26 protein-coding genes and 1 tRNA gene are annotated in these 25712 nt (G+C 39.9%); 12 read left to right on the top strand and 15 right to left on the bottom strand.

Annotated features, from left to right (window positions below; all coding sequences use genetic code 11):
• Positions 1-17 precede the first annotated feature (17 nt).
• From EHO65_RS09075 to EHO65_RS09060, 4 genes are all read left to right on the top strand, one after another.
• On the top strand, positions 18-1979 hold the full coding sequence (locus tag EHO65_RS09075) for a DUF4178 domain-containing protein (protein WP_135773795.1): 1962 nt from the start codon (positions 18-20) through the stop codon (positions 1977-1979).
• Positions 1980-1988: 9 nt separating this feature from the next.
• On the top strand, positions 1989-2189 hold the full coding sequence (locus EHO65_RS09070; RefSeq protein WP_135773794.1) for a hypothetical protein: 201 nt from the start codon (positions 1989-1991) through the stop codon (positions 2187-2189).
• A gap of 1 nt (position 2190) precedes the next feature.
• The gene (locus tag EHO65_RS09065; protein WP_135773793.1) at positions 2191-3690 is read left to right on the top strand and encodes a polyamine aminopropyltransferase; all 1500 of its coding nucleotides are present in this window, start codon (positions 2191-2193) and stop codon (positions 3688-3690) included.
• 149 nt (positions 3691-3839) lie between these two features.
• Positions 3840-4217, top strand: a complete 378-nt coding sequence (locus EHO65_RS09060) for a hypothetical protein (protein ID WP_135773792.1) — start codon at positions 3840-3842, stop codon at positions 4215-4217.
• On the opposite strand, the gene EHO65_RS09055 is transcribed toward EHO65_RS09060, so the two are convergent.
• From EHO65_RS09055 to EHO65_RS09010, 10 genes are all read right to left on the bottom strand, one after another.
• Positions 4192-6216 carry a PP2C family protein-serine/threonine phosphatase gene (locus EHO65_RS09055; protein WP_135773791.1) on the bottom strand — a complete coding sequence of 675 codons (2025 nt, stop codon included), beginning with the start codon at positions 6214-6216 and terminating at the stop codon, positions 4192-4194. The two genes, EHO65_RS09060 and EHO65_RS09055, sit on opposite strands and share 26 nt — an antisense overlap.
• 11 nt (positions 6217-6227) lie before the next feature.
• A complete protein-coding gene (locus tag EHO65_RS09050; RefSeq protein WP_135773790.1) occupies positions 6228-6707 on the bottom strand; it encodes an EVE domain-containing protein in 480 nt (159 codons plus the stop codon).
• Positions 6704-8680, bottom strand: a complete 1977-nt coding sequence (gene ftsH, locus EHO65_RS09045) for an ATP-dependent zinc metalloprotease FtsH (protein WP_135773789.1) — start codon at positions 8678-8680, stop codon at positions 6704-6706. The genes EHO65_RS09050 and ftsH overlap by 4 nt, the downstream gene beginning before the upstream one ends.
• 174 nt (positions 8681-8854) lie before the next feature.
• Complete coding sequence (pth, locus tag EHO65_RS09040; RefSeq protein ID WP_086447991.1) at positions 8855-9418, bottom strand: aminoacyl-tRNA hydrolase; 564 nt, start codon at positions 9416-9418, stop codon at positions 8855-8857.
• Between the two features lie 42 nt (positions 9419-9460).
• Positions 9461-10096, bottom strand: coding sequence for a 50S ribosomal protein L25/general stress protein Ctc (locus tag EHO65_RS09035; protein ID WP_135773788.1), 636 nt, complete (start codon positions 10094-10096; stop codon positions 9461-9463).
• Positions 10097-10113: 17 nt separating this feature from the next.
• A complete protein-coding gene (locus tag EHO65_RS09030; protein WP_135773787.1) occupies positions 10114-11055 on the bottom strand; it encodes a ribose-phosphate diphosphokinase in 942 nt (313 codons plus the stop codon).
• On the bottom strand, positions 11052-11807 hold the full coding sequence (locus tag EHO65_RS09025; protein ID WP_135773786.1) for a sugar phosphate nucleotidyltransferase: 756 nt from the start codon (positions 11805-11807) through the stop codon (positions 11052-11054). The genes EHO65_RS09030 and EHO65_RS09025 overlap by 4 nt, the downstream gene beginning before the upstream one ends.
• Positions 11808-11832: 25 nt before the next feature.
• A tRNA-Gln gene (locus tag EHO65_RS09020) sits at positions 11833-11908 on the bottom strand.
• A gap of 10 nt (positions 11909-11918) precedes the next feature.
• Positions 11919-12812, bottom strand: coding sequence for a 4-(cytidine 5'-diphospho)-2-C-methyl-D-erythritol kinase (locus EHO65_RS09015; RefSeq protein ID WP_135773785.1), 894 nt, complete (start codon positions 12810-12812; stop codon positions 11919-11921).
• A 51-nt stretch (positions 12813-12863) separates the two neighbouring features.
• Positions 12864-13811, bottom strand: coding sequence for a helix-turn-helix transcriptional regulator (locus EHO65_RS09010; protein WP_135773784.1), 948 nt, complete (start codon positions 13809-13811; stop codon positions 12864-12866).
• Between the two features lie 163 nt (positions 13812-13974).
• Between EHO65_RS09010 and EHO65_RS09000 the strand changes: the two genes are divergently transcribed.
• A complete protein-coding gene (locus EHO65_RS09000; protein WP_135773783.1) occupies positions 13975-14280 on the top strand; it encodes a hypothetical protein in 306 nt (101 codons plus the stop codon).
• A gap of 222 nt (positions 14281-14502) precedes the next feature.
• Entirely contained in the window at positions 14503-14910 is a 408-nt protein-coding gene (locus tag EHO65_RS08995) for a 5-fold beta-flower protein (RefSeq protein ID WP_135773782.1), read from the top strand.
• 31 nt (positions 14911-14941) lie between these two features.
• Here EHO65_RS08995 and EHO65_RS08990 read toward each other — a convergent pair whose 3' ends face one another.
• A complete protein-coding gene (locus tag EHO65_RS08990) occupies positions 14942-16507 on the bottom strand; it encodes an LA_3751/LA_3752 family putative glycosyltransferase (RefSeq protein WP_135773781.1) in 1566 nt (521 codons plus the stop codon).
• Between the two features lie 128 nt (positions 16508-16635).
• On the opposite strand from EHO65_RS08990, the gene EHO65_RS08985 reads away from it, so the two are divergent.
• Positions 16636-16872, top strand: coding sequence for a hypothetical protein (locus tag EHO65_RS08985; protein WP_135773944.1), 237 nt, complete (start codon positions 16636-16638; stop codon positions 16870-16872).
• A gap of 61 nt (positions 16873-16933) precedes the next feature.
• On the opposite strand, the gene EHO65_RS08980 is transcribed toward EHO65_RS08985, so the two are convergent.
• Positions 16934-17269, bottom strand: coding sequence for an LIC10421/LIC12816 family protein (locus EHO65_RS08980; protein WP_135773780.1), 336 nt, complete (start codon positions 17267-17269; stop codon positions 16934-16936).
• Positions 17270-17842: 573 nt separating this feature from the next.
• Between EHO65_RS08980 and EHO65_RS08975 the strand changes: the two genes are divergently transcribed.
• Positions 17843-18265: a VOC family protein gene (locus tag EHO65_RS08975; protein WP_135773779.1), complete on the top strand. Its 423-nt coding sequence runs from the start codon at positions 17843-17845 to the stop codon at positions 18263-18265.
• A gap of 7 nt (positions 18266-18272) precedes the next feature.
• On the opposite strand, the gene EHO65_RS08970 is transcribed toward EHO65_RS08975, so the two are convergent.
• The gene (locus tag EHO65_RS08970) at positions 18273-19340 is read right to left on the bottom strand and encodes a helix-turn-helix domain-containing protein (RefSeq protein ID WP_135773778.1); all 1068 of its coding nucleotides are present in this window, start codon (positions 19338-19340) and stop codon (positions 18273-18275) included.
• Between the two features lie 116 nt (positions 19341-19456).
• Between EHO65_RS08970 and EHO65_RS08965 the strand changes: the two genes are divergently transcribed.
• Positions 19457-20599 (top strand): DJ-1/PfpI family protein, encoded by a 1143-nt coding sequence (locus tag EHO65_RS08965; RefSeq protein WP_135773777.1) that lies wholly within the window; start codon positions 19457-19459, stop codon positions 20597-20599.
• 15 nt (positions 20600-20614) lie between these two features.
• On the opposite strand, the gene EHO65_RS08960 is transcribed toward EHO65_RS08965, so the two are convergent.
• On the bottom strand, positions 20615-21853 hold the full coding sequence (locus EHO65_RS08960; protein ID WP_135773776.1) for a M48 family metallopeptidase: 1239 nt from the start codon (positions 21851-21853) through the stop codon (positions 20615-20617).
• Between the two features lie 10 nt (positions 21854-21863).
• A complete protein-coding gene (locus EHO65_RS08955; protein ID WP_135773775.1) occupies positions 21864-22883 on the bottom strand; it encodes a helix-turn-helix transcriptional regulator in 1020 nt (339 codons plus the stop codon).
• Between the two features lie 156 nt (positions 22884-23039).
• On the opposite strand from EHO65_RS08955, the gene EHO65_RS08950 reads away from it, so the two are divergent.
• From EHO65_RS08950 to EHO65_RS08940, 3 genes are all read left to right on the top strand, one after another.
• Entirely contained in the window at positions 23040-23255 is a 216-nt protein-coding gene (locus EHO65_RS08950; protein WP_135773774.1) for a hypothetical protein, read from the top strand.
• 174 nt (positions 23256-23429) lie between these two features.
• Positions 23430-24530 (top strand): DegT/DnrJ/EryC1/StrS family aminotransferase, encoded by a 1101-nt coding sequence (locus EHO65_RS08945; RefSeq protein ID WP_135614988.1) that lies wholly within the window; start codon positions 23430-23432, stop codon positions 24528-24530.
• A 453-nt stretch (positions 24531-24983) separates the two neighbouring features.
• Positions 24984-25712, top strand: a 729-nt coding sequence (locus tag EHO65_RS08940) for a TIGR04388 family protein (protein ID WP_135773773.1), incomplete at its 3' end; no start/stop codon positions are given.

The following is a 25712-nucleotide window of genomic DNA, read 5'->3' as shown; positions in this document are numbered from 1 at the left end:
AGTTATCACCTTTCTTTGTGTCCGAACTAAGTTGTCCTAATTGCGGAGCCCCGGTCCCCATCATAAATAAGGCATCCGTTTACGCGGTTTGCTCCAGTTGTAAAACTCTCTCCCTCAAAAAAGATGTGAATCTTGAAAAGATCGGCACAGCAGGAGAACTCGCTGACGATCATTCCATCATACAACTTGGGACCCAAGGGAACTATAACGGCACTCCGTTTCGAGTAATAGGAAGGATCCAACTCAAATTCGAATTAGGCTTTTGGAACGAATGGCATCTCATGGAAGGAGATGGAAGTTCCGCATGGTTAGGAGAAGCCCAAGGTTCTTATTATTATACAAAACTAAATGTTGGAATTCCGACAGACAAGATCCCAACCTTAGAAGGTGACGAAGATCCGATCGTAATCACCTCCGGTAGAAGAGAAAGGATCACTCCTGGAGACAGTTTTTACTTAGGAGAGAACTGGACCCTAAAAGAAATCATGAAAGCCACCTGTATAGGTGGAGAAGGTGAACTCCCTATTGGGTTCCAAACCGGATACGAAGCAGTCTTGTTGGATCTTGCAAGTGAAGACGGATTGTTCGGAACCTTGGACTATTCAGAATCTCCTGCATTATTATTTTCCGGAAATTTTTCTCCCTTAGAAGAGTTACACTTAACCGGCCTTAGGCAAGAAGAAGTCGCATATGGACAGGCTCAGATACCTGCGAAGTCCATAGAATGTAAAGGTTGCGGAGCATCTCTCAATCAATTCAGTCCTGATTTTTCTAAATCTTTAGCATGTGAATATTGTGGATCCGTAATGGATACGGAAAGTGACGATCTTAAGATCATCGCTAAATTTGATCAAGTTTCCAAAGATAATGTCCTTCTTCCTTTAGGAACTCCTATCAAACTTCCGAACTTCCCCGAATCCAAGGTAATTGGAGTATTACGAAAATCTACTGAAGTAGACGACGAAACTTATACTTGGACAGACTATCTTCTTCGATACAGAGGAGGATATGCTTGGCTGAACGAAAATGGGGACAACTGGACTTATTTCGAACCTCTTCCTGGAGTTCCTAAATGGGCGCCTGGGCTGAAACGTATCTTCCAGAAAAGATCCTATAAGTGGTTCGCTAATTCTGATGCAAATACGGACTTTGCGTTAGGGGAATTTTACTGGAAGGTCTCTGCAGGGGAAAAAGCACAACTCGAAGATTATATTTCTCCACCTTATATGATCTCTTCCGAAAGAACGGATAAGGAACTTTTTTGGTCCAAGGGAGTATTTATTCCTTTTGATACGATGAAGTCCGCGGTTCCTTTGGATACTGCTTCTAAATTAAGAAAACCTGAAATAGTCGGAGTATGTGAACCGAATCCGTTCAAGATCAGATTAATAAGAAATCTATGGGTGGCCGCAGCTCTCACTGCAGTCTTTTTAGTATTCCAAGTATATGGATGTATCAAGGCTAAGAACCAAGTAGTCTATGAAGGAAAATTCAAATATGTCCAGACATCGACTCCGAACGCAGAGATAGGAAGTTCAAGTTTCAGAGACAATTCTTTCGTAACGGACGTATTCGAACTAAAAGGATCTGCAAATGAGAATGTTGAAATTCAGATAGAAGCTCCTAATATAGATAATAAGTATATATTTTTCTCCGCTGCTTTGATTAATGAAGACACCGATACAGCTTACGACACTTCTATCGAGACCAGTTATTATCATGGAGTGGACGATGGTGAATCCTGGTCGGAAGGTTCCAGATCGGATTCTAAATCATTGGCAGAAATCCCTCCAGGAAGATATTATCTTAGATTAGAAAGCCAATCTGATTTCCCGGAAGGCTGGGGTTCTGTTTACAACGTGAAGATCATAAGAGACGTGATGAGTCCAGCTCCATTCTTCTTATTTTCTATCTTCCTATGGCTTCCTTTGATCTATACTTTTTTCAGAAGTTATTCTTTCGAATCCAAAAGAGTTTAAGGATTTATTATGTGGAATTTTTTAAAAGGTCTTGTTTATCCTCTGTTCGCCGCCTCGATCGGTCTTGGATTTCTTTCGGAATACACAAAAGGTGGAGCGACCACTGATTTTGAAGAAGTGAATCAAGTCCCAAAAACCGTCAGACAAAATCCGGGGATCTATCGTTCTCATTACGCTTGGTTCACCAGAAATTTCCCAGGGGGAAAATAAACTGCAGAGAGCCTTATTAATCTCCGTCCTAATCCTTTCTTCCTGCGGTTTAGTATATGAACTATTAGCAGGCACCGTAGCAAGTTACTTACTCGGAGAAACAGTTACACAATTCTCTTTAGTCATCGGAGTTTATCTATTCTCCATGGGCATAGGAAGCTGGCTTTCTAGATATCTAATAGAAGATCTAATCCATAAATTCTTAGATGTGGAACTCGCCTTAGGACTATTAGGCGGGTTTAGTGCTACAATTCTATTCTTAAGTTTCGGACAAACCAGAATTTTCCAAATTCCACTCTTTAGCATCGTAGTCGCAGTTGGGACCCTTGTGGGAATGGAGATACCTCTCCTTCTACGAATCCTAAAAAATAAATTAGGATTTCGTGATATGGTTTCCAAAGTGCTCAGCTTGGATTATGCGGGGGCACTTTTAGCCTCTTTGGCATTTCCGATCTTCTTTGCTCCAAAATTAGGAATGGTGAGAACTTCTTTCTTCTTCGGATTACTCAACGCCGGAACAGCATTATGGGGAACATTCGTTCTCCCTCTATCCGAAAAACATAAAAACCTATTAAGAGCAAAATCCGCCCTGGTATTGACCTTACTCGGATTAGGATTCGCATTTTCCGAGATGATCACTTATTATAGCGAGGAAAATCTTTTTTCAGACGAGATCATCTACTCCAAACAGACCAATTTCCAAAAGATCATAGTTACAAGATATAAAAGTGAACTTAGACTTTTTCTGAATGGGCATTTACAATTCAGCTCCAGAGACGAGTATAGATATCACGAAACATTGGCGCATCCTGCCCTTCTCTCTCATCCAAATCCAAAAAGAGTACTGGTTTTGGGAGGAGGAGACGGTCTAGCAGTCAGAGAAATTTTAAAACACCCAAGCGTAGAATCTATCACCTTAGTCGATTTGGATCCGGAGATGACTCGTATCTTTTCGGAACAACCGGTTCTTACGGAGATCAATGGATCTAGTTTAAAAAATCCTAAAGTGAAAGTCCAAAATGCAGATGCATTTTTATGGTTAGAAGAATCCGACCTAGTATTCGATGTCGTGTTGATAGATTTTCCGGATCCAAGTAATTTCTCCATTGGGAAATTATACAGCACTACTTTTTACAAAAGTTTAAGAAGAAGGCTTAACGAATTTTCAGTCGTAGAGATACAATCCACTTCACCTCTATTCGCCAGAATGTCCTTCTGGTGCGTAGAGGCTACTCTCAAGGAATCAGGATTTAATACCAGGGCATTGCATGTGTATGTCCCTTCTTTTGGAGAATGGGGATTTATTTTAGGATCTGTAGGCAAATTGGGAGGATACAGAAAAGATCTTCCGACAGGATTAAAATTCCTGAATGAAACAGAGCTCAAATCTATTTCTGAATTTCCTCTAGACATGTCCAGAGTTCCAACTGAACCGAATCGATTAGATAACCAAAGCCTTGTACGTTATTACGACCAAGAGTGGAATCGTATTTTAGATTAAAAAGATCTCGAACTTCTGCCTTCTTTTAGGTTCCCAAAATTTCAGATGTACACTAATTTTTAGAAACTAGGATTCTTTCTTAAAAATCGGAAAGAACTTCCCTAAACTTATTAAAACTTAAAAATAGAGGAAAAAGAGGACTTTCTTAGATGAACCGTAAACTTAAAAGTATCTGTATCGTTTTATTATTCTTATTAGGTGTTTCAACTTCCTATGCTCAAACAGGAACGACAGAAACCACATTACATGACTTTATGGAAGATTATACCAAACCTGCTTCCAAAAAAGCGAAAAAAGGTGATAAGGTCGCTCTCGAAAGGATCCTAAAAGAAGTCCCAAACTGGGCATTAGATGAACAAAAAACAAAATGGAAAGAGATTACAGATAAAGCTCTTACATCCGGAGATCTGGAATCATCCTGCAAAAACTGTCATAAAGAATATAAAAAAGATTATAAGAAGAGTTATAGAAAACGTCCTATCCAAGTTTCGAATGAGCTGATCAGCTTTTTGAAAAACTCGAAGTAGTTTCCTTAATCACATTCTCATCGGGGATCGGTAAATAATCTAGGACGAGAAATGTTAGGTCGTCCTCGAAATGTTTTCTGTTCCCTGTAAAACTTCTAACTGTAGCAAACAGATCCTCTCCGAGTTTCTCTCCGGAAGATTGCATATGTTCACTTAACAATTTATAAAACCTCTGGAATCCGAAAATTTCCCCACTTTTACTTCTGGCTTCGGTGATCCCGTCCGTATAAATAATCAAACGATCTCCAGGTTTCATCTGGAATTCGATCACAGAGTTTTTCAGATTTGGATCCATTCCCATGATCCAACCGGGTAAGAAAATCTCCTTAGTATCGCCTGATTCCTTGTCTATCGCAACAATAGGCGGATGTCCCGCATTAGAGTAGACGACCTTTCCATTAGAAGGATCGATTATCAAGTAGGCCGCGGTTATAAAATGTTTTCCGTATTTACCACTTAAAGATCTGTTAATACTTCTTAGAACTTCTGCGGGATCTTCATTCTTTCTGGACTCAATGGAAAACGCCAATTTCACCATAGAAGAAATGATCGCCGCAGGTACACCATGGCCAGAAACATCGGACAAAAAGATCCCTAATTTACCGGATTCCAATTGGTGAAAATCATAGAAGTCCCCGCCTACAGAACTCGCAAACTCCCCTCTTACGGAAAGTTTCAAATTTTTTACTTCAGGCAAACGATCGGGAAGAATGGACTCTTGCAATTCCCTCGCGATCTTAAGCTCTTGCTCAATCTCGGTTAACTTCAATTGGCTTTCATAATTTTCCAATCGAGCCTGCAAAGAATCTTTCTCTAATGTTTTGATCCTATCCGCCAAAGCAAAAGAAAGAAGTGTCATCTCCACCAAAGAACCGAATTGAGCCGACCAATGAGTGAGTTCAGTATCTTGGATAATGGATAAGTTCCTAAGAGCAGTGATCAAAACAAAAAGGATCAGAACGGACCAGGCCAATAGGAAATAACGTGCAGGACGATATCCTCTTCTCAAACGGATCGCAGCGGAATAGATCACCAAAACTGCAGCCAAAAAAGGATACCAGGACACTGCCCAGATCATCGGCCCGTAAATGCTGGAAAATAAAGAAGCAATGAACCCAAAAATCGCAAAAGCGGACAATATTAAGAAAGCGTAATTCTTCCAACCTGTTTCTCTTTCCATATGTAAGAAGGAACGAGTAAATAAAAGAGAGAATGCGACGGACAAGAATGCAAAACCGGTCAGATAATCATTCCAAGAAGTAGCAGGAGCTGGGATTAAATATTGTGCCCCCACTCCTGTAACAGACATCTGCCAAAGTCCATAGAACAATAAATACAGAACATAGAAGAAATAACTGGAATCCTTAACCACAAAGGCAAGAAATCCGTTATACACCAACATGATCCCTATCGCTCCAAAGAAAATCCCCAGAAACAGATTCTCCATTTGGATATGAGCTGCGAATTCTTTAGGAGCCCAGGCTTGGAAATTCAAAACGAGAGATCTTCTTGTAGAAGCGTGGATTAAAAATTCTTCCTGCTTGTTCGGAGGAGTTTCTATTAAGAACGCAGGTTGGATGTAAGACATCCTCATATCCCTGGAAAGTTCAGACCATGCCCATCCTCCCGGTCCCCATACTCTTTTGAAGACTGTAAGATTTTCCATTCCCGGATTATTCAAAACTAAATACCAGGAGATCGTTCCTTCTTTAGGTGGAGCTTGTATCTTGAACTTAATTAAAAACTGATCGTCGGTAAAACTGAAAGACAGACTGTCCTTATCTATTCTAGTCCAGTCGCCTGATTCTAGATCAGTAGGAGTTTTGACTTCTCCAGGTCGGATCTTTCGGATAAAGGTAAATTTATTTATGGGAGTTCCGGACATAGAACCGGAGATCGGAAAAACGGGAACATCTTCCTGAGAATATAGAGAGCCTATACCTAGGATGAGGATCAGCAGAATGAAGCTGAAGTTCCGAATTTTTCGGAAAATATTCACCAAAAATCTCCCTAACCGGGAAGACTTTTTGCCCCGGCCAATTTACAAATATAATGAAACTGTTCTTCGCTGACCGGTTGGATGGAAAGTCTACCACCCGGCTGCAAAAGGATCATTCCTTTTAGTTGCCCGTGGGATCTTAATTCTTCTAGCGAAATTGGGCGAGAAAATTTTTCCTTAAATTTCACATCCACCATGAACCAGGTCGGTTTTTGTGGGTCACTTTTTGGATCATAATACTTATGTTTCTTATCAAAAGCGAAATGGTCCGGGTAACCTTCTTTGACGACTTCCGCAAGTCCTGCTACATGAGGAGGTTTACAACTGCTATGGTAGAATAGGATAAGATCCTTTTTTTTGATCTCATCCCTTAGGTAATTTCTTGCTCCATAACCTCTGACTCCCTCCCAGGGCGCTATTTTGCCTGGAGAAGAAGCCAAAGTATCTATAGAAAAAACGTCAGGCTCGGTTTTAAAAAGCCAGAATTTCATTCAATGCCGGTAGAATAAGCGGGTTTGTTAGGAATTTCTCCTGACTTTTCCTTTTTGTTAGAACGTTCAGTCTTCTTTTTAGTTTCTTCATGAGAAGGATGAACGATCGCCATCAACTCGTCGTGAGAGACTGTTTCTTTTGCAAGAAGAGCCTTCGCAAGATTTTCAAACTTGGTAGAGTTCTTACGGACCAGTTCTCTTCCCTTATCCAGGCAAGTCTGAACGATTCCTCTGATCTCTTTGTCGATCATTGCGGCAAATTCTTCGCTATAAGCCTTATTGCTCTGGCCCATATCCCTTCCGAGGAAAGGACTCTCATGACCGCTTCCATAATTGATTGTGCCCAATTTTTCGGACATTCCCCAATCACAGACCATTCTTCTCGCGATATTGGTAGCTTGTTGGATATCATTGCTAGAACCGGTAGAAGTCATTTTGAACTTAAACTCTTCTGCAATGAAGCCACCCATACAAACTACGATCTGATCCAACCAATACGCTTTAGTATGAATATGTTTATCTTCTGTAGGAAGAGATTGAGTAAGACCTAATGCTCTTCCTCTTGGAATGATGGTTACCTTATGAACAGGTTCTGTATAAGCCAGAAGAGTTCCTAAGATCGCGTGACCTGCTTCGTGATATGCAATCACTTCTTTTTCCTTTTCGGAAATGAAGAAGGATCTACGTTCAGGACCCATCATCACTTTGTCGCGAGCCTCTTCCAATTCTTCCTGAGTTACACGTTTTTTATTCTTACGTGCAGCAAGTAATGCAGCCTCATTGATCAGGTTAGAAAGATCCGCACCTGTAAATCCAGGGGTTCCTCTTGCGATAGAGTTCAAAGAGATATCACTGGTTAAAGGAACTTTTCTAGAATGCACTTTTAGGATCTGCTCTCTTCCTACTAAGTCAGGAAGATCTACCATCACTTGGCGGTCGAAACGTCCCGGTCTGAGCAATGCAGGATCTAAAACGTCAGCACGGTTTGTGGCTGCCATTACGATCACACCTTCATTCTTCTCAAATCCGTCCATCTCGACGAGCATTTGGTTTAGGGTCTGCTCTCTTTCGTCATGACCACCGCCCCATCCGGCTCCTCTCAATCTTCCCACCGCATCGATCTCATCTATGAAGATGATACACGGAGAATTTTTCTTACCTTGTTCGAACAAGTCTCTAACTCGAGAAGCTCCTACACCCACGAACATTTCTACGAAGTCGGAACCAGAGATACTGAAGAAAGGTACTCCAGCTTCTCCTGCAACCGCTCTAGCGAGTAAAGTTTTACCGGTTCCCGGAGGACCTACTAAAAGAACTCCAGTTGGGATCCTTGCACCCATTGCTTGGAATTTTTTAGGATCTTTTAAGAATTCTATAATTTCGACCAATTCGGTTTTGGCTTCTTCACATCCTGCAACGTCTGCGAAACTAACCTTGACCTTTGGATCTACAGTCATCTTAGCTTTAGATTTTCCGAAAGAGAAAGCCTTATTGCCTGTAGACTGAACTTGGCGCATAATAAAAAAGTAAAATACGAAAATACCGATCACTGCGATGAGAAGGAAGGAACTTAACATTCCGAATCCGTGTCCGTTCTCAGAAGGGACCACTTCCAGATCAATATTCGTTTTTCTTAAAGAAGAAAGGAATTCTTTGTCGATAGGAGCGATCCTTGTCTCGAAACGAACAGGAGCTTTCGCTGCTCCTTCTTCAAACGGTTCGTAACAACCTTTGATCATATCTCCTTCCATGACTAACTTATCGCAGCCAGGGAAATTGGAATCAGTGGTCTTAACCAGTTTACCTTTCGGTTTGGAAGAAGCATCCGGCTCTACCATGTTCATAAATTGAGAGAACGGTAGTATTCTAGGTTTTCCCAAAGCAGTTTGGATCTGCGGTACGAGAAGTGCTAATCCTAGGATTACTAAGATAAAAAGTATAAGTAATCTAAGACCTTTATTATTGTTATTCATGTGTAACTCCCAAGCTCCGCCATCTCTTCGGAGCCACATTCTTCCCGTAGGTTAGACTAAAGGAAACAGGTCTTGGACCTGCCGGAATCGTAAACCGGTAATATTTGGAAACCGATTCCGCAGAAAAGGTTCCCACAATCAGAGTCCCTTTTTTTCCGGAAAAGTAAAGGATTTTTACAATCTGTATTTTTCGATCACGTCTTCAATATCGCCCAAACTGATGGAGCGAATCGCTGCTTCCGCGTCGTTGATGATTTGGATCAAACTTAAGTTTTCTAGAGGTTGGAAATCTTCCTTCAAAAATCCGTCCAAATTAGTGCCATCGAATTGGTCGTTACCGATCCCGATACGGATACGGATAAAATTTGGAGAACGCAAGGATTGGATCACTGATTTGATCCCAGGATTTTCGTTCCCGTTAGCTCCCTTATCCACTACAATTTTACCCAAGGGTAAGGTTAAATCTTCATGGATTACAAGAATATCCTGTACCTGAATTTTCAGGAAGGAAGCTATGTACAGTACGGACTCTCCCGATAGATCGCTGAAAGTCTGAGGTTTTAATAATACAACCTCTTCTCCTTCAAAATCGCCTCGCCCGATCAAAGACTTTTTCTTTTTAGTCTTGATCTCAACGTTTATATTATTGGCGATCACGTCCAAAATTTTGAAGCCGATATTAGCTCGGTTATTATTGTATTTGTCTCCGGGGTTACCCAGTCCGACGATTAGCTTCATACAATAACGTACTCCAATTTTTTAGATCTCGGGACGGGGAAATTATTTCCCTTTTTTAGCTCCGGCTTTTGCTCCCGGTTTCGCTCCGGCAGCTTCCTTAGCTTCTGCTCTTTCTTGAGCAAGTAAAGCTTTGGTTTTTAGAACTGCTGCTACGATCGGATCTCCGTTTACTAAAATTTCCCAGCTTGCAGGAACTTTTAAGTTACTAACTTTGATAAAATCGCCTACATCTAGATCGGTTACATCTAGAACCAGAGTCTCAAGAAGATCCTCAGGAACCGTTTTCACACGGATCTCGTGGATCAAATGGTCGAACTGACCACCCATCTTAGAACCTTTTGCAGTTCCCTCGGTGCGAATTCCGATCTTAGTAACGATCTTCTTACCAGGCTCAACTTTGTAGAAGTCTACGTGGCGAATTCTGTCGATTTCAGGAAAACGTTGTACTTCTTTAACGAAAACCTTTTGGATCCCTTCTCCCTCTACATCCAACTCGATTAGAGTGGATTGGCGGATACCGGAATGAACTAATTTTTCAAGTTCTTTCTCGTTTACGGAACCGGAAGCGGCATTTCCGCTCCCGATAATGTTAATAGGAACTTGTCCATCCGCGCGAAGACGATTGTTTACGTTCTTGCCGGTTTCAGTCCTTTTTTTAACAGCTAATTTGTGGCTCATTGTCTTTACCCTTGTTCTTATATAAATAGGTCGCTGACCGATTGATTGGTCGATATTCTCTGGATCGCAGCTGCGAATAACGGAGCTACAGAGAGAGTTTTTAACTTAGTGATTTTTTTGGACTCCGGGATCTCGATCGTATTAGATAATACGACCTCCGTGAAAGGAGTAGAGTTCAAACGATCGATAGCTTCTCCGGAAAGAACTCCATGAGTTGCCGCACAATATACAGACTTTGCTCCATTCTTTAAAAGAGCATCTGCTGCTTTACAGATAGTACCTGCAGTGTCGATCATATCGTCTAGAAGGATACAATTCTTACCTTCTATCTCTCCGATCACATTCATCACTTCGGAAACGTTTGCTTTCGGTCTTCTCTTGTCTATGATCGCTAAAGTTGCGTTCACTTTTTTACCGAAAGATCTGGCTCTTTCCGCACCACCGGAGTCCGGAGAAACGATAACTAGATCTTCGAATTTCTTGCTTAAGATATATTCTACGAGCACGGGGCTGAAATGTAAATTATCCACAGGAACTTTAAAGAACCCTTGGATCTGGTCCGCATGAAGATCCATTACGATCACTCTTGTTGGACCTAAAACTTCGATCAGATCTGCAACAACTCTTGCGGAAATCGGAACTCTTGGTTCCGCTTTTCTATCTTGGCGTCCGTAACCGTAATAAGGAACAACTACAGAAATACTTTCGGCGGAAGCACGTCTTAACGCGTCCATGATCAAAAGTAATTCCATCAAGTTGTCGTTTGCTGGAGCGGAAGTTGATTGGATTACAAATACGTCTCTTCCTCTTACATTCTCTTCTATCTTAACCGCAATCTCTCCGTCGGAAAATTTACGAAGATTGATCTTGCCCGGAGCTATTCCTAACTCTTGGCAAATTTCATTTGCGATCGTACGGTTAGAAGATCCTGAAAAAACTGCGATATTAGAGCCGCTCATTTTGTAACCGCTCCATTTAAAACTGCCGCTAAGTTTTCCAGATCTGCGGGAGAATTCACACCTTGGCTTTCTCCGCTGTTTTTAAGAATCACTGCGCCCAACTTTTTTCCTTCTTTTTTGTACAACTCTACTAGATCAGGAAGATAATATTCTCCCTGAGCGTTGCTGTTTCCTATTTTTCTAAGAGATTCGAAAAGAATTTCGGAACTGAATACGTAAGTTCCGGTGTTGATCTCGTTTATTTTTTTCTGTTCCGCATCTGCGTCTTTTTCTTCAACGATTGCGGTTACTTCTCCGGAAGAATTACGAACGATCCTTCCGTAACCGCTAGGAACATCTACCTTAGCGGAAAGAAGAGTAGCAGAGAATCCATTTTGGACATGAGTGGAAACGAGAGAGCCGAATGTGTCTCCTGTGATCATTGGAACATCGCCACAGGCCACAAGGATAGGACCTTTATGGGATTTTACAAATTCTTCGGCGCTTAATACTGCGTGAGCTGTGCCTAATTGCTCTTTTTGTTCGGCGAAACGAATGCCAGGAATTCCTGAGCATAGTGCTTGGACTTCTTCTTTTTTATAGCCTACAACTATGACTATGTCATTGATCCCTGCTTCTTTGAGATGATCAATAACATGGTTTAAAAGGGGCTTTCCATTTAAAGGAACAGCCACCTTTGGGAGCTCCGTCTTCATGCGGGTTCCCTTTCCCGCAGCTAATACTACGGCGACTGCTTCCTTTTTGGCGTCCATTCAGTAATCCGGTGAAATCAAACAGTGGCTGGGCCGATAGGATTCGAACCTATGAAATGGCGGTACCAAAAACCGCTGCCTTACCACTTGGCGACGGCCCAGTTTCATTCTTTAATAATTAAAGCTTACAAACGTAAGGTCGGGAAATTCCGTTTGCATTTTGGCTAACAGCTCTTCCCGTATCTCCAATCCCTGCACTAAACCATAGATACAAGATCCAGATCCAGTTAAGGAGGAATAACTAGCTCCATTCGCCAAAAAACTTTCCTTTAATTTCCCGAGTTGGGGAAACTTTTGGAAGGCAAGAGGCTCGAAGTCGTTTACGAGCTTTTCTCTCAAAGCCGCCCAATTCCCTTCTTTTAAAGAAAATTCAACGTCTTTGTCTAGAGAAATCCATCTTTTCGAGGGAGGGTCGGCTTGTAAAGGCTTTTTGAGACCTGCGTACATTTCGGCGGTTGAGAGTACCTGAGGAGTTAAGGCTAAAATTCCCTGTCCGGGATGCACTTGGATATCTTTTAAGATCTCACCTTTTCCAGACACCAAACAATGATTTTCGGATAAGAAGAAGGGAACGTCAGCTCCGATCTCAGCTGCCAATTTAAAAATATGATCCGAATTAAACTCCGGACTCAGGCCAAAATAAAAAGAGAAAAGTGATGCAGCGTTTGTAGATCCACCTCCCAGACCTGCAGCAGGAGGAATTTTTTTAGTAAGATGGATCCTGACTCCGGGAAGTTCTCTGTAATGAGCTCTTATCTTGGAAAATGTTTTGAAAAGAATATTTTTACTTAGATCCCCTTTCTCAGAGACCTCATCGTAGAAACGCCTTTTTTCCAAAATGATCTGATTATTAGAGACCAACTCGAAAGATCCGGAAGTGATCGGTTCTATTTGGATATCATCTCCCCAATTCAAACGTAAGAATACACTTCGGATCTCATGAAATCCATCAGGCCTTTTGTAAGGGATCTCTAATCCTAAATTGATCTTAGCGGGAGAAAGCAAGGTATATCCTGAATCAATGGTAAAGAGAGAAGAGTCAATCGATTCCCGAGCTTACGAACCGGAAGAAATAGTCTCCCAGTATGCAGTCATTCTTTCTTTTAACTCAGGTGGACTATGAAGAATTACATTCGGACCAAAACCTTTTAGAACAGACAAAAACCAATCCTGGTTTCTGATCCTTGCCTTAGAAAGATAATATGTGGTATCTCCTATCTGCTTTTTGTTAGAAGTTCTTTCTAAATGTATGCGAGAATGTAGATTAAAATATACATCTGCGGTATGATAGATCTCCGCAAAATTGGAGTCCCCTTCTCCTCCTTTCAAAAATTCTTTCAATTTGGAGATTGCATTCTTTCTTTCTTGGTCTGGGATCTCTGCGACATTTTCCTGGGTTTTATTCAGCTGTAAGATAGAATCCAATCTAAATGTTCGAGGTGCCTTCCTGGAATGACAATAACCGATCAGATATTCTTCTCTAAAACTTAATAATGCCCAAGGATCTACTTTCCTGGATTCAGGATCTACCTCTCCCTGAGCGCGATATTTGATCTGTAAAGATTTACCTTCGGAGATAGAATCGTCTATATTCTTCTTTAATTCGTTCTCACTTGGAATTCCTGCGGAAGGAAGAATTGTATGTATTTTATCTAATATAGATTTTAGTATCTTTTTCCTGGAAGAACCTGTTTCCTTTTCATCTTCTTCCAAAAATAATTTTCGGATTGTGGCCCATTCTTTAACGCTTAAAACCAAACCTTGTTCCAGAGTTAAAGGCATACGAATGCCGATCGTCTCTCCATCATAATCCAATTCCACAAATTGGTCCGGAGTATATGGGTAAGAGCCTACCATGTACAATTTTCCGAGCTCTTTTTTAAGATCTTTTATATCATCGATACCGGAATACTTGGAAAGATCCTCCAAACTCATTCTTTTGTTTTCCTGCAAAAGATGAATCACCGCTAATTTGGTTTGGAGTTTTTTCGTACTTGGATTCATGCCGGACATTCTTTCTTTGGGGAAATTCCGAGACAATCAAAAATACGTATCATTTGAGAAGGATTTTTTCGAACCCTTCTTTTTACAGAATCGTAACCGAAAACATGGGATTTTAAGACGGATGATACCTATTTGTCCGCTCTTTTCGATAGAATCCATTTATATGACCCAAACGTCTTTTTTAAAAAATACATTTAGACTTCTTCCTAAATTTTATCTAGAGCTATTTGATTCCGACCAAGTCTTCCTGGCCTCTGCACAGATTATTGGAAAGAAGATCTTAAGATTCCGTATCGATTCCAGAGTTTCTTATAAAAAAGGAGATGGAGTTTATGGAAGATTGTATGGACTTAAATCCATTTTCTTTATTCCAATCTCAGGAATCGTGAAGGAAAGAAAAGAGATACAATCCAAATATTATTCTAAATTTTGCGAAATAGAATTAGAATCCGATGAGGATATAGAATAACGTTATAATTTGATCGATCTTTAAAATCTTATACTCACACAAGCAGACTCAGTTTAGACAAAGGGAATAGACAATACATTTTAATCAATGAACCGAAGTAACTTAGGTCTCTGAGACAGGTAGAACAACCCGCTCCAAGAAAATACACTGCAAAAAATATCTTCATACTTGTTACCTTTGGCATACGACGGAACTTATTAATATAAGAACGGAGATACATGAATGAAACCAATTTTGAAACTCGTAGTTGCGGTTCTCTTTTTGAGCGCTGGCTTTGGGGCCTTGCAGGCAGGTGATCTGAGAAAGAACGGCTCTCTTATTGGCAGTATCGACTCCAATGGAGATGTAAGACTGAACGGATCTCTCGTGGGAAGATTTGAATCCGGTGGGGATGTTCGGAAAAACGGAAGCCTGATCGGTAAGATCGAATCTAACGGAGACTTCCGACTGAACGGTTCACTAGTAGGCTCGATTGATTCCAGTGGAGACGTACGCAAGAACGGAAGTCTGATCGGACGCATTGATAGTAATGGTGACGTACGAAAAAATGGTTCCTTGATCGGAAGTGCATCAGGAATTCCAAGAGCACAAGCAGCAGGATTCTTTTTCTTCTTCTTTTTGAACGAGTAGGATTGGAGCTAAGCCGCAAGCTGGTCAGGTTCTACTTTTTTCTTTCCATAGAGAAAAGTAGAACATCTTCCTTATTTTCCGACCAAACCTTTTTGTAATCAGGACCCAAGGCTTGGGTAATACTTTCATAATATTTATTTTTCAGAAAAGGATCAGACTCATTTAAATTTTGCGCGATAGAAGCTTTCGTTTGAACAAATAATATTTTTTTAAATTGATCGGGACGATTCTTAGAGAAGAAGTTTTTAATATGACCTTCTCTCATAAGCCAAACAGAAGGAGTTTGGAAAAAATATTTTCCTAAAATCTGCGAATATGTCCTGATCTGAACCACAACCAAATCAGGCTTTTGTTCCAAATAGATTGTATTCAGTTTAGTGGTCGTTCTTCCATACTTTCCTAAAATTTGGGTATAGGAAAAACTGATATAAACTGAATAGAGAAGGATCGTAAATAGAACAATTTTTGCAATCTTACGAAACTTCTCCCCTATATTTTCCAGCAAGATCAAGAACATTCCTGCAAAAACAGGCAAACTCAAATGAAGATATCTAGAACCAAAATCTATGATCCCGTCGTTTGGTGCAGAAATCACTAAAGCCAAAAACGCAGCCAGGCCGGAATAAACGAACAGTTCTCGATTTGAGATCTCAAGCGCAGAAATTCTCTTAAAAGGATTCTTCTTAATGAAAATATAATATACAAAGAAAAACAGAACGATCAAAAACGCAGGAGTATATCCGAAAAAACCGATCCGATTCGGGTTAGCGATCAATAGCCCTGTGTAAATTTTCCACTTCTTCCAAGGAAGTAAGAACATTGTAGGCTGATTAAAAGAAAATCTTGGACCTAATGGATGTTTATACAGAATATATTGTATTCCAAATAAAAGTGCAACTCCGACCAAAAAGCCAAACGAATAAGCTAAAATTTTCCTTCTTTCTTTTACATTAGAAAACTTGTATATACTTAAGAAAAATAAAAATGCAAACGGAAATACGATACTTTCTATCCTAAACCAAGCGGAAGAAGCGCAGATAAAACCTGAACTTACAAACCTCAGCCAGGAAGAAGAATTTCCTGATCTTAAAAATAGAAAACTTCCCCCTATAAACAAAAAGGAAGCAATACCTACATCCGGGAAAAAATATCCATTCACTAAAAATGGAGTGGCTAAGACCAAAACTCCCAAATAGATCGGATCCCAATCCCATAAGATAGAAAGAAGCAAAAAGGATAGAAGGATCAAAATCGTGACTGCGACGTACACGCCAACAATCCCACTCCAAGGAAGAAATGCCGCATATACATAGCCCAATGCAGCGGGAAATGGACTAATTAGCTCCTCACCGATACGGATACATTCAGTGGGGCAATAATGTCCTTCCGGATCTAAACTTTTAGAAGGCAGAACCAAATTGCCCGAAAGAAATCCATTCCTTCCTACGGATTCTCCCAATATAAATTTAGCTAAATGATCAGAGTATAATTGTTCACCAGGTTTTAATAGGAACGGATACAATAAAGGAAGAAGGAACAAAAAACAAAATGTGAACCTTATCCATGTAGAGCGAAACTTTCCGTTCAGGAAACTCATCAGGGCAAATTAGAAGGTTCAAACCGTCTCACAATCTTTTTTCGAAGTTTTGCCTTATCTCAAATCGATTGACTCTCGGGAGGAAACCTGAAAGGGTCATAGAATCAGAGGATTCTCCGGAGAGTATGATGAAAAAATCGGTATTATTCACAATTTGTTTCCTATTCGCCGGAAGTTTGCTTGGCCAAGACACAAGCACCCAAACTTCTACAAAAGAAAAAATGGTCTGTGAACGTATGGACCTGGAAATCCAAAGCACTACTTATAATGACGCATTAAGATGTGAAACCAAAGACGCTATTTGTTATATGATAGAAGGTTTCAGCATGAGTTGTTTTCCTAAAGATAAGAAGATCTCCAAGTAACAAAAAAAGGCGCCTTTCGGCGCCTTGCAGTCGATGGATTTTTAGGATTTGTGACTACTAATTAAAGATTGTTTAGAAATTCTTGTGTTCTTGCAGCTTCTGCTTCAAGAGCTTTTGCTTGTTTCAAGAATCTCTCAGACTGAGCGTTGCTAGCTAGGAATTTTCCACCAGTAGAACGTTTAGCCAATGCTCTTAGCTCTTCTGCTCTTTCACTCTTTTGTTGAGCGATTGCTTTCAAGTAAGTAGCTACTGCAACTTTTTGCTCTTTAGTAACCGCAGCGGATACCAAAGCTTGCTCTAAAAGACGATCTTCAGTATCTTGAGAAACTGCAAAAACGGAAGATCCTGCTAAGAAGCCTACTACCAATAGAAGAGAAGTGAGTTTGTTGATTTTCATAAAATTGAAACCTCAAGTTATTTTTATATTTTCTGTTCTTGTTTTCGCTTTATATCCATATGACCTACCTGTATGGGCGAATGGAACAAAAAAAATTTTATACAAAGAAAAAATTAAAAATTTTTGTTAAACGAACTCAAAGAACCCTTTATCACATTTACATTTATTAGAATTATCTAATTTTCTAAGCACCTTGTTTCAACTAGCTTCTATCCATTCATATTGAATAAAAAAGAAGCGAAATCGGATGATTCCTCATACCGCTGCTTGAATATAGTACAAGTATCGACCCAATGGTTGTTTTTTTCAAGCCGATTCTTTATTAGAAATTTCAAAAATGCTTATTTTTTGAGCACAATAATTAAGCATAACGCCCTCCCAATAGGCAAAAATAGGGTCAAAAAGGGTGTTTTTGGGGGTAAATCGGAAAAATCCAATATGGCGGAATTTTCTAATTTGTTCGATTTTTCATCTTAGCTTTGGGCTTGTCATAGGGAAAATCCACAGATTACCTTCCCAATTAATAGGGAATAGATCTTCTTGTTTAGGGAAGAACCTCCGAAGGGACACAAAATGAAATACTTACACGCTATGATCCGAGTAAAAGATCTGGATCTAGCATTGGATTTTTTCTGCAATAAGTTAGGATTAAAAGAAACAAGAAGACATGATCATCCGGAAGGAAGATACACTCTTGTGTTCTTATCAGAGTTAGATGACAATTCTCCGGAAATAGAATTAACTTATAATTGGGACCAAGATTCCGCTTATACAAGTGGAAGGAACTTCGGTCATCTTGCTTTTGAAGTAGATAATATTTATGAAACCTGCGCGAGTCTTCAGGCAAAAGGAGTGATTATCAATCGTCCGCCTAGAGATGGAAGAATGGCATTCATTAGATCTCCTGATTTAATTTCTATTGAGTTGCTACAAAGAGGAAAGTCATTAGAGATCGCAGAACCTTGGAAGAGTATGAGCAATACTGGAGAATGGTAAGCTCAATTTAAGACTTTTTAGTAAATGATAAACGATATTCTCCAGGAGAACATCCGTATTTCTCCTGGAATAATTTATGAAACGCGGATTTGGATTTGAATCCTGCCGCGTAAATCACCGCAAGCACAGATCTTTGAGGCTCATCTCTTAATAATTTGGAAGCCTCTTCCAAACGATATCCGGTAATATATTCTCTGAAACCGATCCTCATCTTATCATTTAGTATTTCTGATAATTGATGGGGCTTGATCTTTAATTCTTTGGAAAGAAGCGGAAGTGTAAGGTCTTCGTCCAGATAGAGTTTTTTATCTCTCATTAATTCTTCCATCTTTTGAATGACTGAATCCACATCCAGACCTTGGAGCCTAGTCTCGTTATATCCTGCTTCCTTTGCTGTTTTTTCGAAAGATACAATTAAACTAGGAGAAGTGGAAGCACTCAAAAAAACGCAACATACGATCAAAGTGAGGCATGCAGCCGCTACGGTGAATAATGGCATGAAAAAGATTTGAGCGATCACAAACAAGAGGATCACAAATATACTCGCATAGAAAAGTGCAAGAAAAGGAGAGAATGCCTTAGCTTCTTCTTTTTGGACGAATGTTTTCCATTTGCGGATCTTTCCGATCAGTAAAAGCGGATACACTAGGTTGGAGATAGTTCCTAAAACCAAAAGCCCAAACAAGAATTGGAAATAAATGTTTCTAGGAGGAAATATACTTACGTATTCTAATTTGGAATTCGGATCGGATAAAACGAAAGGTAGAAGGAGCAAAAACGCAACGAATCCGGGGACAAAATGTACTAGAGTAAGTGTCTTTACTGGGAGGCCTCCCAATCTTCTAAAATACAAATACGCGAGAGGCCCTGTGAAAAATAAGAAAGGAATATGGATCTCTGCAAACCAAAGCTGCTCCTTTAACTGATCGGATAATTCCAAATACAAATGGAATTGTACTATAGAAAGAGCCAAGAAAAAGAAACCGATGTTTTTGGGGCCTTTACCTTTTCGAATGAATTCAGAAATGGCCAATAAGAACGAAAGACCTGCTCCAAACGCCAAAAACGTATCCATAAAATGAAAGAGTCCGACAAGAATTAGATGTCCAGATTTTTTCAGGATTTTTCTTTTTTTAGTCCATCCGGATACGGAAGGACGACCTCCTCCATAAAAGATCGTATTCTAAATGTATGAAACATCTTAGCCTCCAACCAAATCGTTTTATGAATTTCTTCTGCGGAAGTTTAACTCTACTACTTTTGTTCGGATTTGTAGAATACGGAATATCTTCGGAAACCTCGAAATTCCGGAGCCAAGAAGAAGATTCCAATCTCCCAACCTATCAGCCCAGATTCGGCAGAAAGCAACCAGTTATAGCAGTGATCGGTGAGAACCGAATGACTGAGTTGACCGATTTTATGATTCCTTACGGAGTTTTAACTTCTGCTAAAATCGCAAAAGTGATTTCCGTTTTTCCTAAAACTGGCCCAGTCCAAATGTTTCCTGCATTAAAGATAGAAGCGGAAAAGTCTTTTGATCTTTTTGATTCAGAATATCCGGAAGGTGCGGATTATGTGATCGTACCTGCCGTCCATTATGCAGATGATTCTTCACTTCTATCTTTCATACAAAAACAATCAGCAAAAGGTTCTACGATCATAGGAGTATGTGATGGAGTTTGGGTTTTAGCAAATGCAGGTGTTCTGAAAGATCATAAGGCAACCGGCCATTGGTTTTCTTTTTCCAATCTTGAAAAAAAATTCCCGGATACTAGTTGGGTCAAGGATAGAAGGTATATTGCAGATCAAAAGATCATCACTACTACAGGGATCACAGCTTCAATCCCAGTTTCTTTGGCTCTAATTGAAGCAATTTCCGGAAAAGAAAAAGTTTCAGAAATTGCAGGCCTTTTAGGAGCTAAAGATTGGAAACCCACTCATAAAAGTTCTGATTTTTATCTAAGTGGTAAGGATATATATACTGCGGCAAAAAATTATCTTGGCTTTTGGAATTATGAAAACTTGGGTATTCAAGTTTCGAATGGAATGGATGAAGTAGTATTAGCTCTACAAGCGGATTCTTTTTCCAGAACTTATAGATCGGAAGTATTTTCTGTTTCAGACCAAAAGTTGATCCGAACCAAATCCGGTTTATTATTACACGTAGATAAGACACAAGCAGAAGCAGCAGATTTGGATTCCATTTTAGAAAATCTGAATGGAATAGCGGCAGTGACTGCTTATGATAAGAACTTAGCGGAGATCGAATCCAAATACGGAACAAACACAGCTGCTTTCGTAGCTCTGCAGATGGAATATCCTTGGAGGAAGTAAGGTGGATGGCCGGATCTACTTCCAGCCTTCTGCGAACTCGATCCTTTCGATTGTTGTTGGATGAGAATGCTCAAAGATCACTTCTAATCTGTGAGGATTCAATCTGGATTTATTATCTTTTGCCAGCTTGATCTCTGTGCTGATGAATGATTTTTTATCATTAGTTAACACAAGCGCTTCTCTATCAGCCTGGGTTTCCAGCACTCTGGAGAGTGTTGCCGAAAAAGGCCCAAGTACTGTTCCAACAAGGGATAATATTAAAAATAGAAATGGTAAGGTAGAAGGAGAATAGAATTCTTTTAAAGGGATCAATCCTTCTTTTTTTACTTTTTGGAATACGTATCCGAGTAAGAAACACAGTAAGAAAGTTTCTAACGTGCTGAGCGCGATCTCTATCATTTGGTGATTATGGACCCAGTGACCTATCTCATGTCCAAGAACACTTACCACTTCCTCTTCCGTGTGATTTTTGATAAGCGTATCGTATAAGAAGATTTTTTTACTTTCTCCCCATCCTGTGAAGTACGCATTTGTATGCCCGGAATATTTGCTCTCATTGATCACATAAATATTCTCCACTTGAATATTCGCTTTTTGGCTGAGGGTTAATATTTTCGTTTTTAAACTTCCTTCTTGGATTGGACCATAATCATAAAAGATCGGTGTGATAATGATCGGATATAGTACGGACATGAGTAACCCGAAGCCCAATGATAGGATGGGAAGTATATATTTCCATGCGCGTGGAAGATTTTTGAATACGAATGCAACTACAAGAACTACTAATCCGCCAAATAGAAATCCTAATCCGAAAGATTTTGCCTTAAATAAGATCCAATCAGTTACGTTCATATTGGAAAATTGGAATTCATGTTCTATAACGTAGCCGAAATAATAGCTGAATGGCAGTGAGATGATAAATTCTACAAGATAGAAAGAAACGAAAAATAGAAATACTGTAGGATAAAATTTTTGTCCGGTTTTTCTTTGGAAGTATTCTTCTAACTTTACTGAAAAAGGAGTAAATACGAATACTCCTGCTAAAGCGAAGTCCAGTAAGGAGCCTATGATAGAAACGAAAAAACCCCTTCTTTCGTAGTCTATCCCTGAGTTGATATCTTCTTGGGTAAAATATTTTAGAATTCTTTCATGTAATTCAGGAGATAGATCTCCTTGGTAGGAGAAATATTTCATTATGAGTGTGAGTAAAATTTGTAAGGAGAATAAAGAGAATAGGATGTTTTTTAGTTTCATGTAATAATATTTATACTTTTTCGTAGAGTTCTGAGATCTGTTTTACTGAGTTTCGGAAGATTGAGTTCAATTCTTCAGGAAGAACTGTTTCAATTGCATCCGGCCATCTCCATAAGAATGGTAATAGTCCTTCTAGGTTGGTGGATTGGAAACTGAGTTTATTTTTCTCTTCGGCAAATTTGATACCTGTCAGGAATAGTTTTGCTTTTACGAGACCTTCTTCCTTGCAGATCCACTCCACATTTTTAGGCTCGTGGACCGGGAATAAACCTGCATGTAAGATTAGATCTTCTTCTGTTTCTTTTTTAGCCCCTCTTGCCTGATAAAGTGGATCTCCTTGTAGGAGTTCCACAGATAAGATCTTAGGCAAAACAAATCTTTTTTTGGATTTTTCGTCTCTATCATAAGCCAGTAGATAATGATCCTGGCCGCCTTTTCGGATCAATCGGATCGGGTCCGCTTCTTTTAGATAGGAATCTTCAGGGAAAGTTTTATAATATTTAATTCGTATGGGAGTATGGTTCTTAAGAGCTTCTAAAATTTGAAATGCGGTTTCTCCTAACTCTTCCGAATTTTCCTCGAGGCTTTCAGGCATTTCTGGGAAGTATTCCAGATCTCCTGCGAATATTTTTCTGGCAGCAGTATAGAGTTCGTATTTAGGAGTTTCTGAATATCCTTTTAACAAAAGTGCCGAAATTTCTCTCAGTTCTTCTTCAGTGAATTCAAGAGTTTTGGAAAGTGGATCTTTTACGAGCACGTATACAAAATCTTTTCCGTTCTTTTGCGGATAATATTTAATATGAAATCCTAGGGCGCCTAATTCTTCGATATCCCTGGATAATTTTCGTCTGTCGGAGTCTCGGTTTTCGTTATCGTAAAATCCCTCCATGATCTTTCTTAAAGAGCTTAAGGTAATCCCGTCCGGAAATCTGAAAAAATTGAATAATAATGTGAGAAGCCTGTACTCTGTGGGATTCATCTCCCTCGGCTCTATTTCCTGATCTATATCTTTGTCTAGTTCTTCTTTCATGGCTCGTTTCTAAATTCTGGTTTTTGTAAAGTCCCGGGGCAAGGAAAAATCTCTGCCTTGTTTTTGAATTCGAAGAAAGTCCTAAAAAACAACTTGATGAGTAAGATCTGATCTCGATAATCCTATCGTTTCAGTCACTTATTCTTAGAGGTTTTTATGGGCAAAATCATCGGTTTTCTTTTTCCGAATTTTGTAGGTCTTATTCTTATTGTACTCGGATGGTGGACAACTATCATCAATGTGGCCACTCTTCGCTTTTCCGGAGAATCTTATTTCAATAAATGGACCTACACCGGTCTCGTTTTGATCATTATTGGGGCTTATTTGCCTGAAATCTGGATCGGGATACGTAAGAAAATTTTCGGAGATTGATCCCCCCTTTTTTTCTTGTACGAAAACGTCTAGACATTTCCGCTGGTATTCTATTTATTTGCATTTGCAATCCGTGGGATAGCCAGCTCCGGAGATTCTGAAAAAGATCTTTACGAGCCAAGTACATGGGTTACAATGCGACATAATAAAATTACTGGAACCTGAGAAGGGAAGATGAGCGCGGAAACCGAAGTTTTAGAGAAACCAAGCCGGAAAAAGACCGATATCGAATTCCATAAGCCTACCCTTTCTCGGGAAGACCTGAAAACAGTTCTAGAGGCATTGGTAGAAGACCACCTTGCTTCCGGTTCTGTGACTCACAAGTTTGAGAAGGCGTTTTCTTCCACTTTCAGGACTAAACAAGTAGTTTCTGCAAACAGCTTAACTGCTGCGTATCACCTGTCTTTATTGGCATTGGAGATCCAACCTGGGGATAAAATTGCTATCTCCACATTTGCCCCTCTTGCCGCTCTAGATGCAATTTTCCTAATGCAAGCACAACCTTTGGTTGTGGATATGGGAAAACATTCTTTCCATATCTGTCCTGAAAGATTATCTTCTGCGTTAGAAGATGAATCCGTAAAGGCTGTGGTTTTAGATCATACTTTCGGTTCATTGGCGGACTTCTCCAAATATGATTTCAAAAACCGTCCTGTAATTGAAGATTTTTCGGAAACTGTTGGAGCGAGAACTGAAACTTTCACTCCGGGTAAACAAGGAAGAATTTCCATCTGTGGACTTTCCATCGAATATCTAATCACTACTGGAAACGGTGCTTTGATCTGCACTGATGATGATTCTTTAGCAAAAAAGATCAGGGCAAGAAAAGAAGGTAAAGCACCTTATCCACGTAAAGAAGGCCAGCCTAGATTAGATTACGATATGATCGATTACCAAGCTGCCTTAGGGATCGAACAATTATCCAACCTTGGCGTGATCTTAGAAAGAAAAAGAAAGATCGCTCAAGTTTATCTGCAATCCATCCAAGGTTCCCAAGTCGGTTCTCATTTTAACGATCCGAATTCCGAAACTTTCAATCGTTTCGTGATAATTGCTCCAGGCAATTACGAGCAAGTTGAAAGATATTTCCGCTCTTTACAAATTGGTACTCGCAGAACTGTTGCGGAACCTATCCATCATATTCTGGAACTTTCTAACTCCGATTTTCCTAACGGAGAAAGATTGTACCAAAGAGGTCATTGCATTCCGATCTATCCTAACTTAACTAAGGATAATGTGCAAAGGATCTCTCAAGCGATTCGTAGAATTTACTAAAACCGAAACGCGAAAGAACACAGAGGTTTTCTTCTGTAGGAGTTCCTACATGAAATAAAGATCACCCCCACCCTGCATTGGGTTTTGGGGGGAGTGGCCCGTGGGAGACCGCGTTTCACGTATCATAAAATCCGACTTCCGTCAACCAGATCCTATTCTTAAAATCTATGTAGGAGTTCCTACAAACAGGCGCTTTCAATCTTTGAGCAATATCCCATTTCGGATAAAAATTTCCGTTATACGCCTCTTCTAAACTTCCTCGATACTTTCTAACGTTAAAATTTCCATCCTACTTATGATTCTGTCACACAAGGGATGAGCCCTTAGGCCCGCGGAACCACTTTTCCGCCCTTTTTTCGAAATTCCTATTGCTCATAATTCCCTCAAATTTTTTCATCTTTTCATAATTCTGATTTTTTTGGCATTATTTTGCCTTTTTTGGGGTGTTCTTACATGAGTAAATTGATCGCGAAGTTAAAATATTCTATCTTACTTCTTTTGATCTTTTTCGGTCTGGATCGCTCCTTTCCGCAGGGTGTGACTGTTCCTACTTTGAATGCTCCTGCTTTTAACGGAACTTCTCTGGACCAAACTTTTGTTTTGGCGGATAAGATGCAGTCCATAAGCAATTGGGATGCTTTCGTTTTCCAGAGTTTAGGTGTTTTGCAATCCCAATGGGAAATCCAACTACAGATGCAGATCACTCAGATGGTGAATTCGATCGATACAAGCGATCATTATGCGACTGTCGCCGATTACCAAAGTTATGTGTATGATTCTCTCCAAGGACAAGCGAACGAACTTCTTTTACAATGGCAGCAAGCTGCAGAGTTAGAGATCACTCAAGAAAGAAGTAAATATTTAGGCGATGTATTCGGGGAAAACAGCGCTTCTACCCAAGCCGCTATGGATTCTTTTTCGACCCAATGGGAACAGTTTGTGAACGGACAAGGTGTGGATCTGAATTTGGGCGGTTCGAATGGCCAGACAGGTTTAAACGGTGCTCAGCAGAATCTGGAGAATATGGAAGCTCAATGGTGGAACCAATTCAATTATAATATCCAAAACGGCCTTTGGACGTACCAGCAGGCTATGCAAAACCTTACTCAAAGTTATCAGAATATTCTAAACCAGATCAACCAAACAGAGAGCCAATACCAAACTTACTTAGCTATGGTGCAA

This window comes from Leptospira andrefontaineae (genome assembly GCF_004770105.1).
Taxonomy (GTDB): domain Bacteria; phylum Spirochaetota; class Leptospiria; order Leptospirales; family Leptospiraceae; genus Leptospira_B; species Leptospira_B andrefontaineae.
This window is presented reverse-complemented; position numbering and strand designations above follow the sequence as displayed.

What these genes read in the sequence shown, in the direction of transcription:
- EHO65_RS09070 (WP_135773794.1), top strand. Translation starts at nt 1,989, where the DNA reads ATGTGGAATTTTTTAAAAGGTCTTGTTTATCCTCTGTTCGCCGCCTCG.
- EHO65_RS09060 (WP_135773792.1), top strand. Translation starts at nt 3,840, where the DNA reads ATGAACCGTAAACTTAAAAGTATCTGTATCGTTTTATTATTCTTATTA.
- EHO65_RS09050 (WP_135773790.1), bottom strand. Translation starts at nt 6,707, where the DNA reads ATGAAATTCTGGCTTTTTAAAACCGAGCCTGACGTTTTTTCTATAGAT.
- ftsH (WP_135773789.1), bottom strand. Translation starts at nt 8,680, where the DNA reads ATGAATAACAATAATAAAGGTCTTAGATTACTTATACTTTTTATCTTA.
- pth (WP_086447991.1), bottom strand. Translation starts at nt 9,418, where the DNA reads ATGAAGCTAATCGTCGGACTGGGTAACCCCGGAGACAAATACAATAAT.
- EHO65_RS09035 (WP_135773788.1), bottom strand. Translation starts at nt 10,096, where the DNA reads ATGAGCCACAAATTAGCTGTTAAAAAAAGGACTGAAACCGGCAAGAAC.
- EHO65_RS09030 (WP_135773787.1), bottom strand. Translation starts at nt 11,055, where the DNA reads ATGAGCGGCTCTAATATCGCAGTTTTTTCAGGATCTTCTAACCGTACG.
- EHO65_RS09025 (WP_135773786.1), bottom strand. Translation starts at nt 11,807, where the DNA reads ATGGACGCCAAAAAGGAAGCAGTCGCCGTAGTATTAGCTGCGGGAAAG.
- EHO65_RS09010 (WP_135773784.1), bottom strand. Translation starts at nt 13,811, where the DNA reads ATGAATCCAAGTACGAAAAAACTCCAAACCAAATTAGCGGTGATTCAT.
- EHO65_RS09000 (WP_135773783.1), top strand. Translation starts at nt 13,975, where the DNA reads ATGACCCAAACGTCTTTTTTAAAAAATACATTTAGACTTCTTCCTAAA.
- EHO65_RS08995 (WP_135773782.1), top strand. Translation starts at nt 14,503, where the DNA reads ATGAAACCAATTTTGAAACTCGTAGTTGCGGTTCTCTTTTTGAGCGCT.
- EHO65_RS08990 (WP_135773781.1), bottom strand. Translation starts at nt 16,507, where the DNA reads ATGAGTTTCCTGAACGGAAAGTTTCGCTCTACATGGATAAGGTTCACA.
- EHO65_RS08985 (WP_135773944.1), top strand. Translation starts at nt 16,636, where the DNA reads ATGAAAAAATCGGTATTATTCACAATTTGTTTCCTATTCGCCGGAAGT.
- EHO65_RS08980 (WP_135773780.1), bottom strand. Translation starts at nt 17,269, where the DNA reads ATGAAAATCAACAAACTCACTTCTCTTCTATTGGTAGTAGGCTTCTTA.
- EHO65_RS08975 (WP_135773779.1), top strand. Translation starts at nt 17,843, where the DNA reads ATGAAATACTTACACGCTATGATCCGAGTAAAAGATCTGGATCTAGCA.
- EHO65_RS08970 (WP_135773778.1), bottom strand. Translation starts at nt 19,340, where the DNA reads ATGGATACGTTTTTGGCGTTTGGAGCAGGTCTTTCGTTCTTATTGGCC.
- EHO65_RS08965 (WP_135773777.1), top strand. Translation starts at nt 19,457, where the DNA reads ATGAAACATCTTAGCCTCCAACCAAATCGTTTTATGAATTTCTTCTGC.
- EHO65_RS08960 (WP_135773776.1), bottom strand. Translation starts at nt 21,853, where the DNA reads ATGAAACTAAAAAACATCCTATTCTCTTTATTCTCCTTACAAATTTTA.
- EHO65_RS08955 (WP_135773775.1), bottom strand. Translation starts at nt 22,883, where the DNA reads ATGAAAGAAGAACTAGACAAAGATATAGATCAGGAAATAGAGCCGAGG.
- EHO65_RS08950 (WP_135773774.1), top strand. Translation starts at nt 23,040, where the DNA reads ATGGGCAAAATCATCGGTTTTCTTTTTCCGAATTTTGTAGGTCTTATT.
- EHO65_RS08945 (WP_135614988.1), top strand. Translation starts at nt 23,430, where the DNA reads ATGAGCGCGGAAACCGAAGTTTTAGAGAAACCAAGCCGGAAAAAGACC.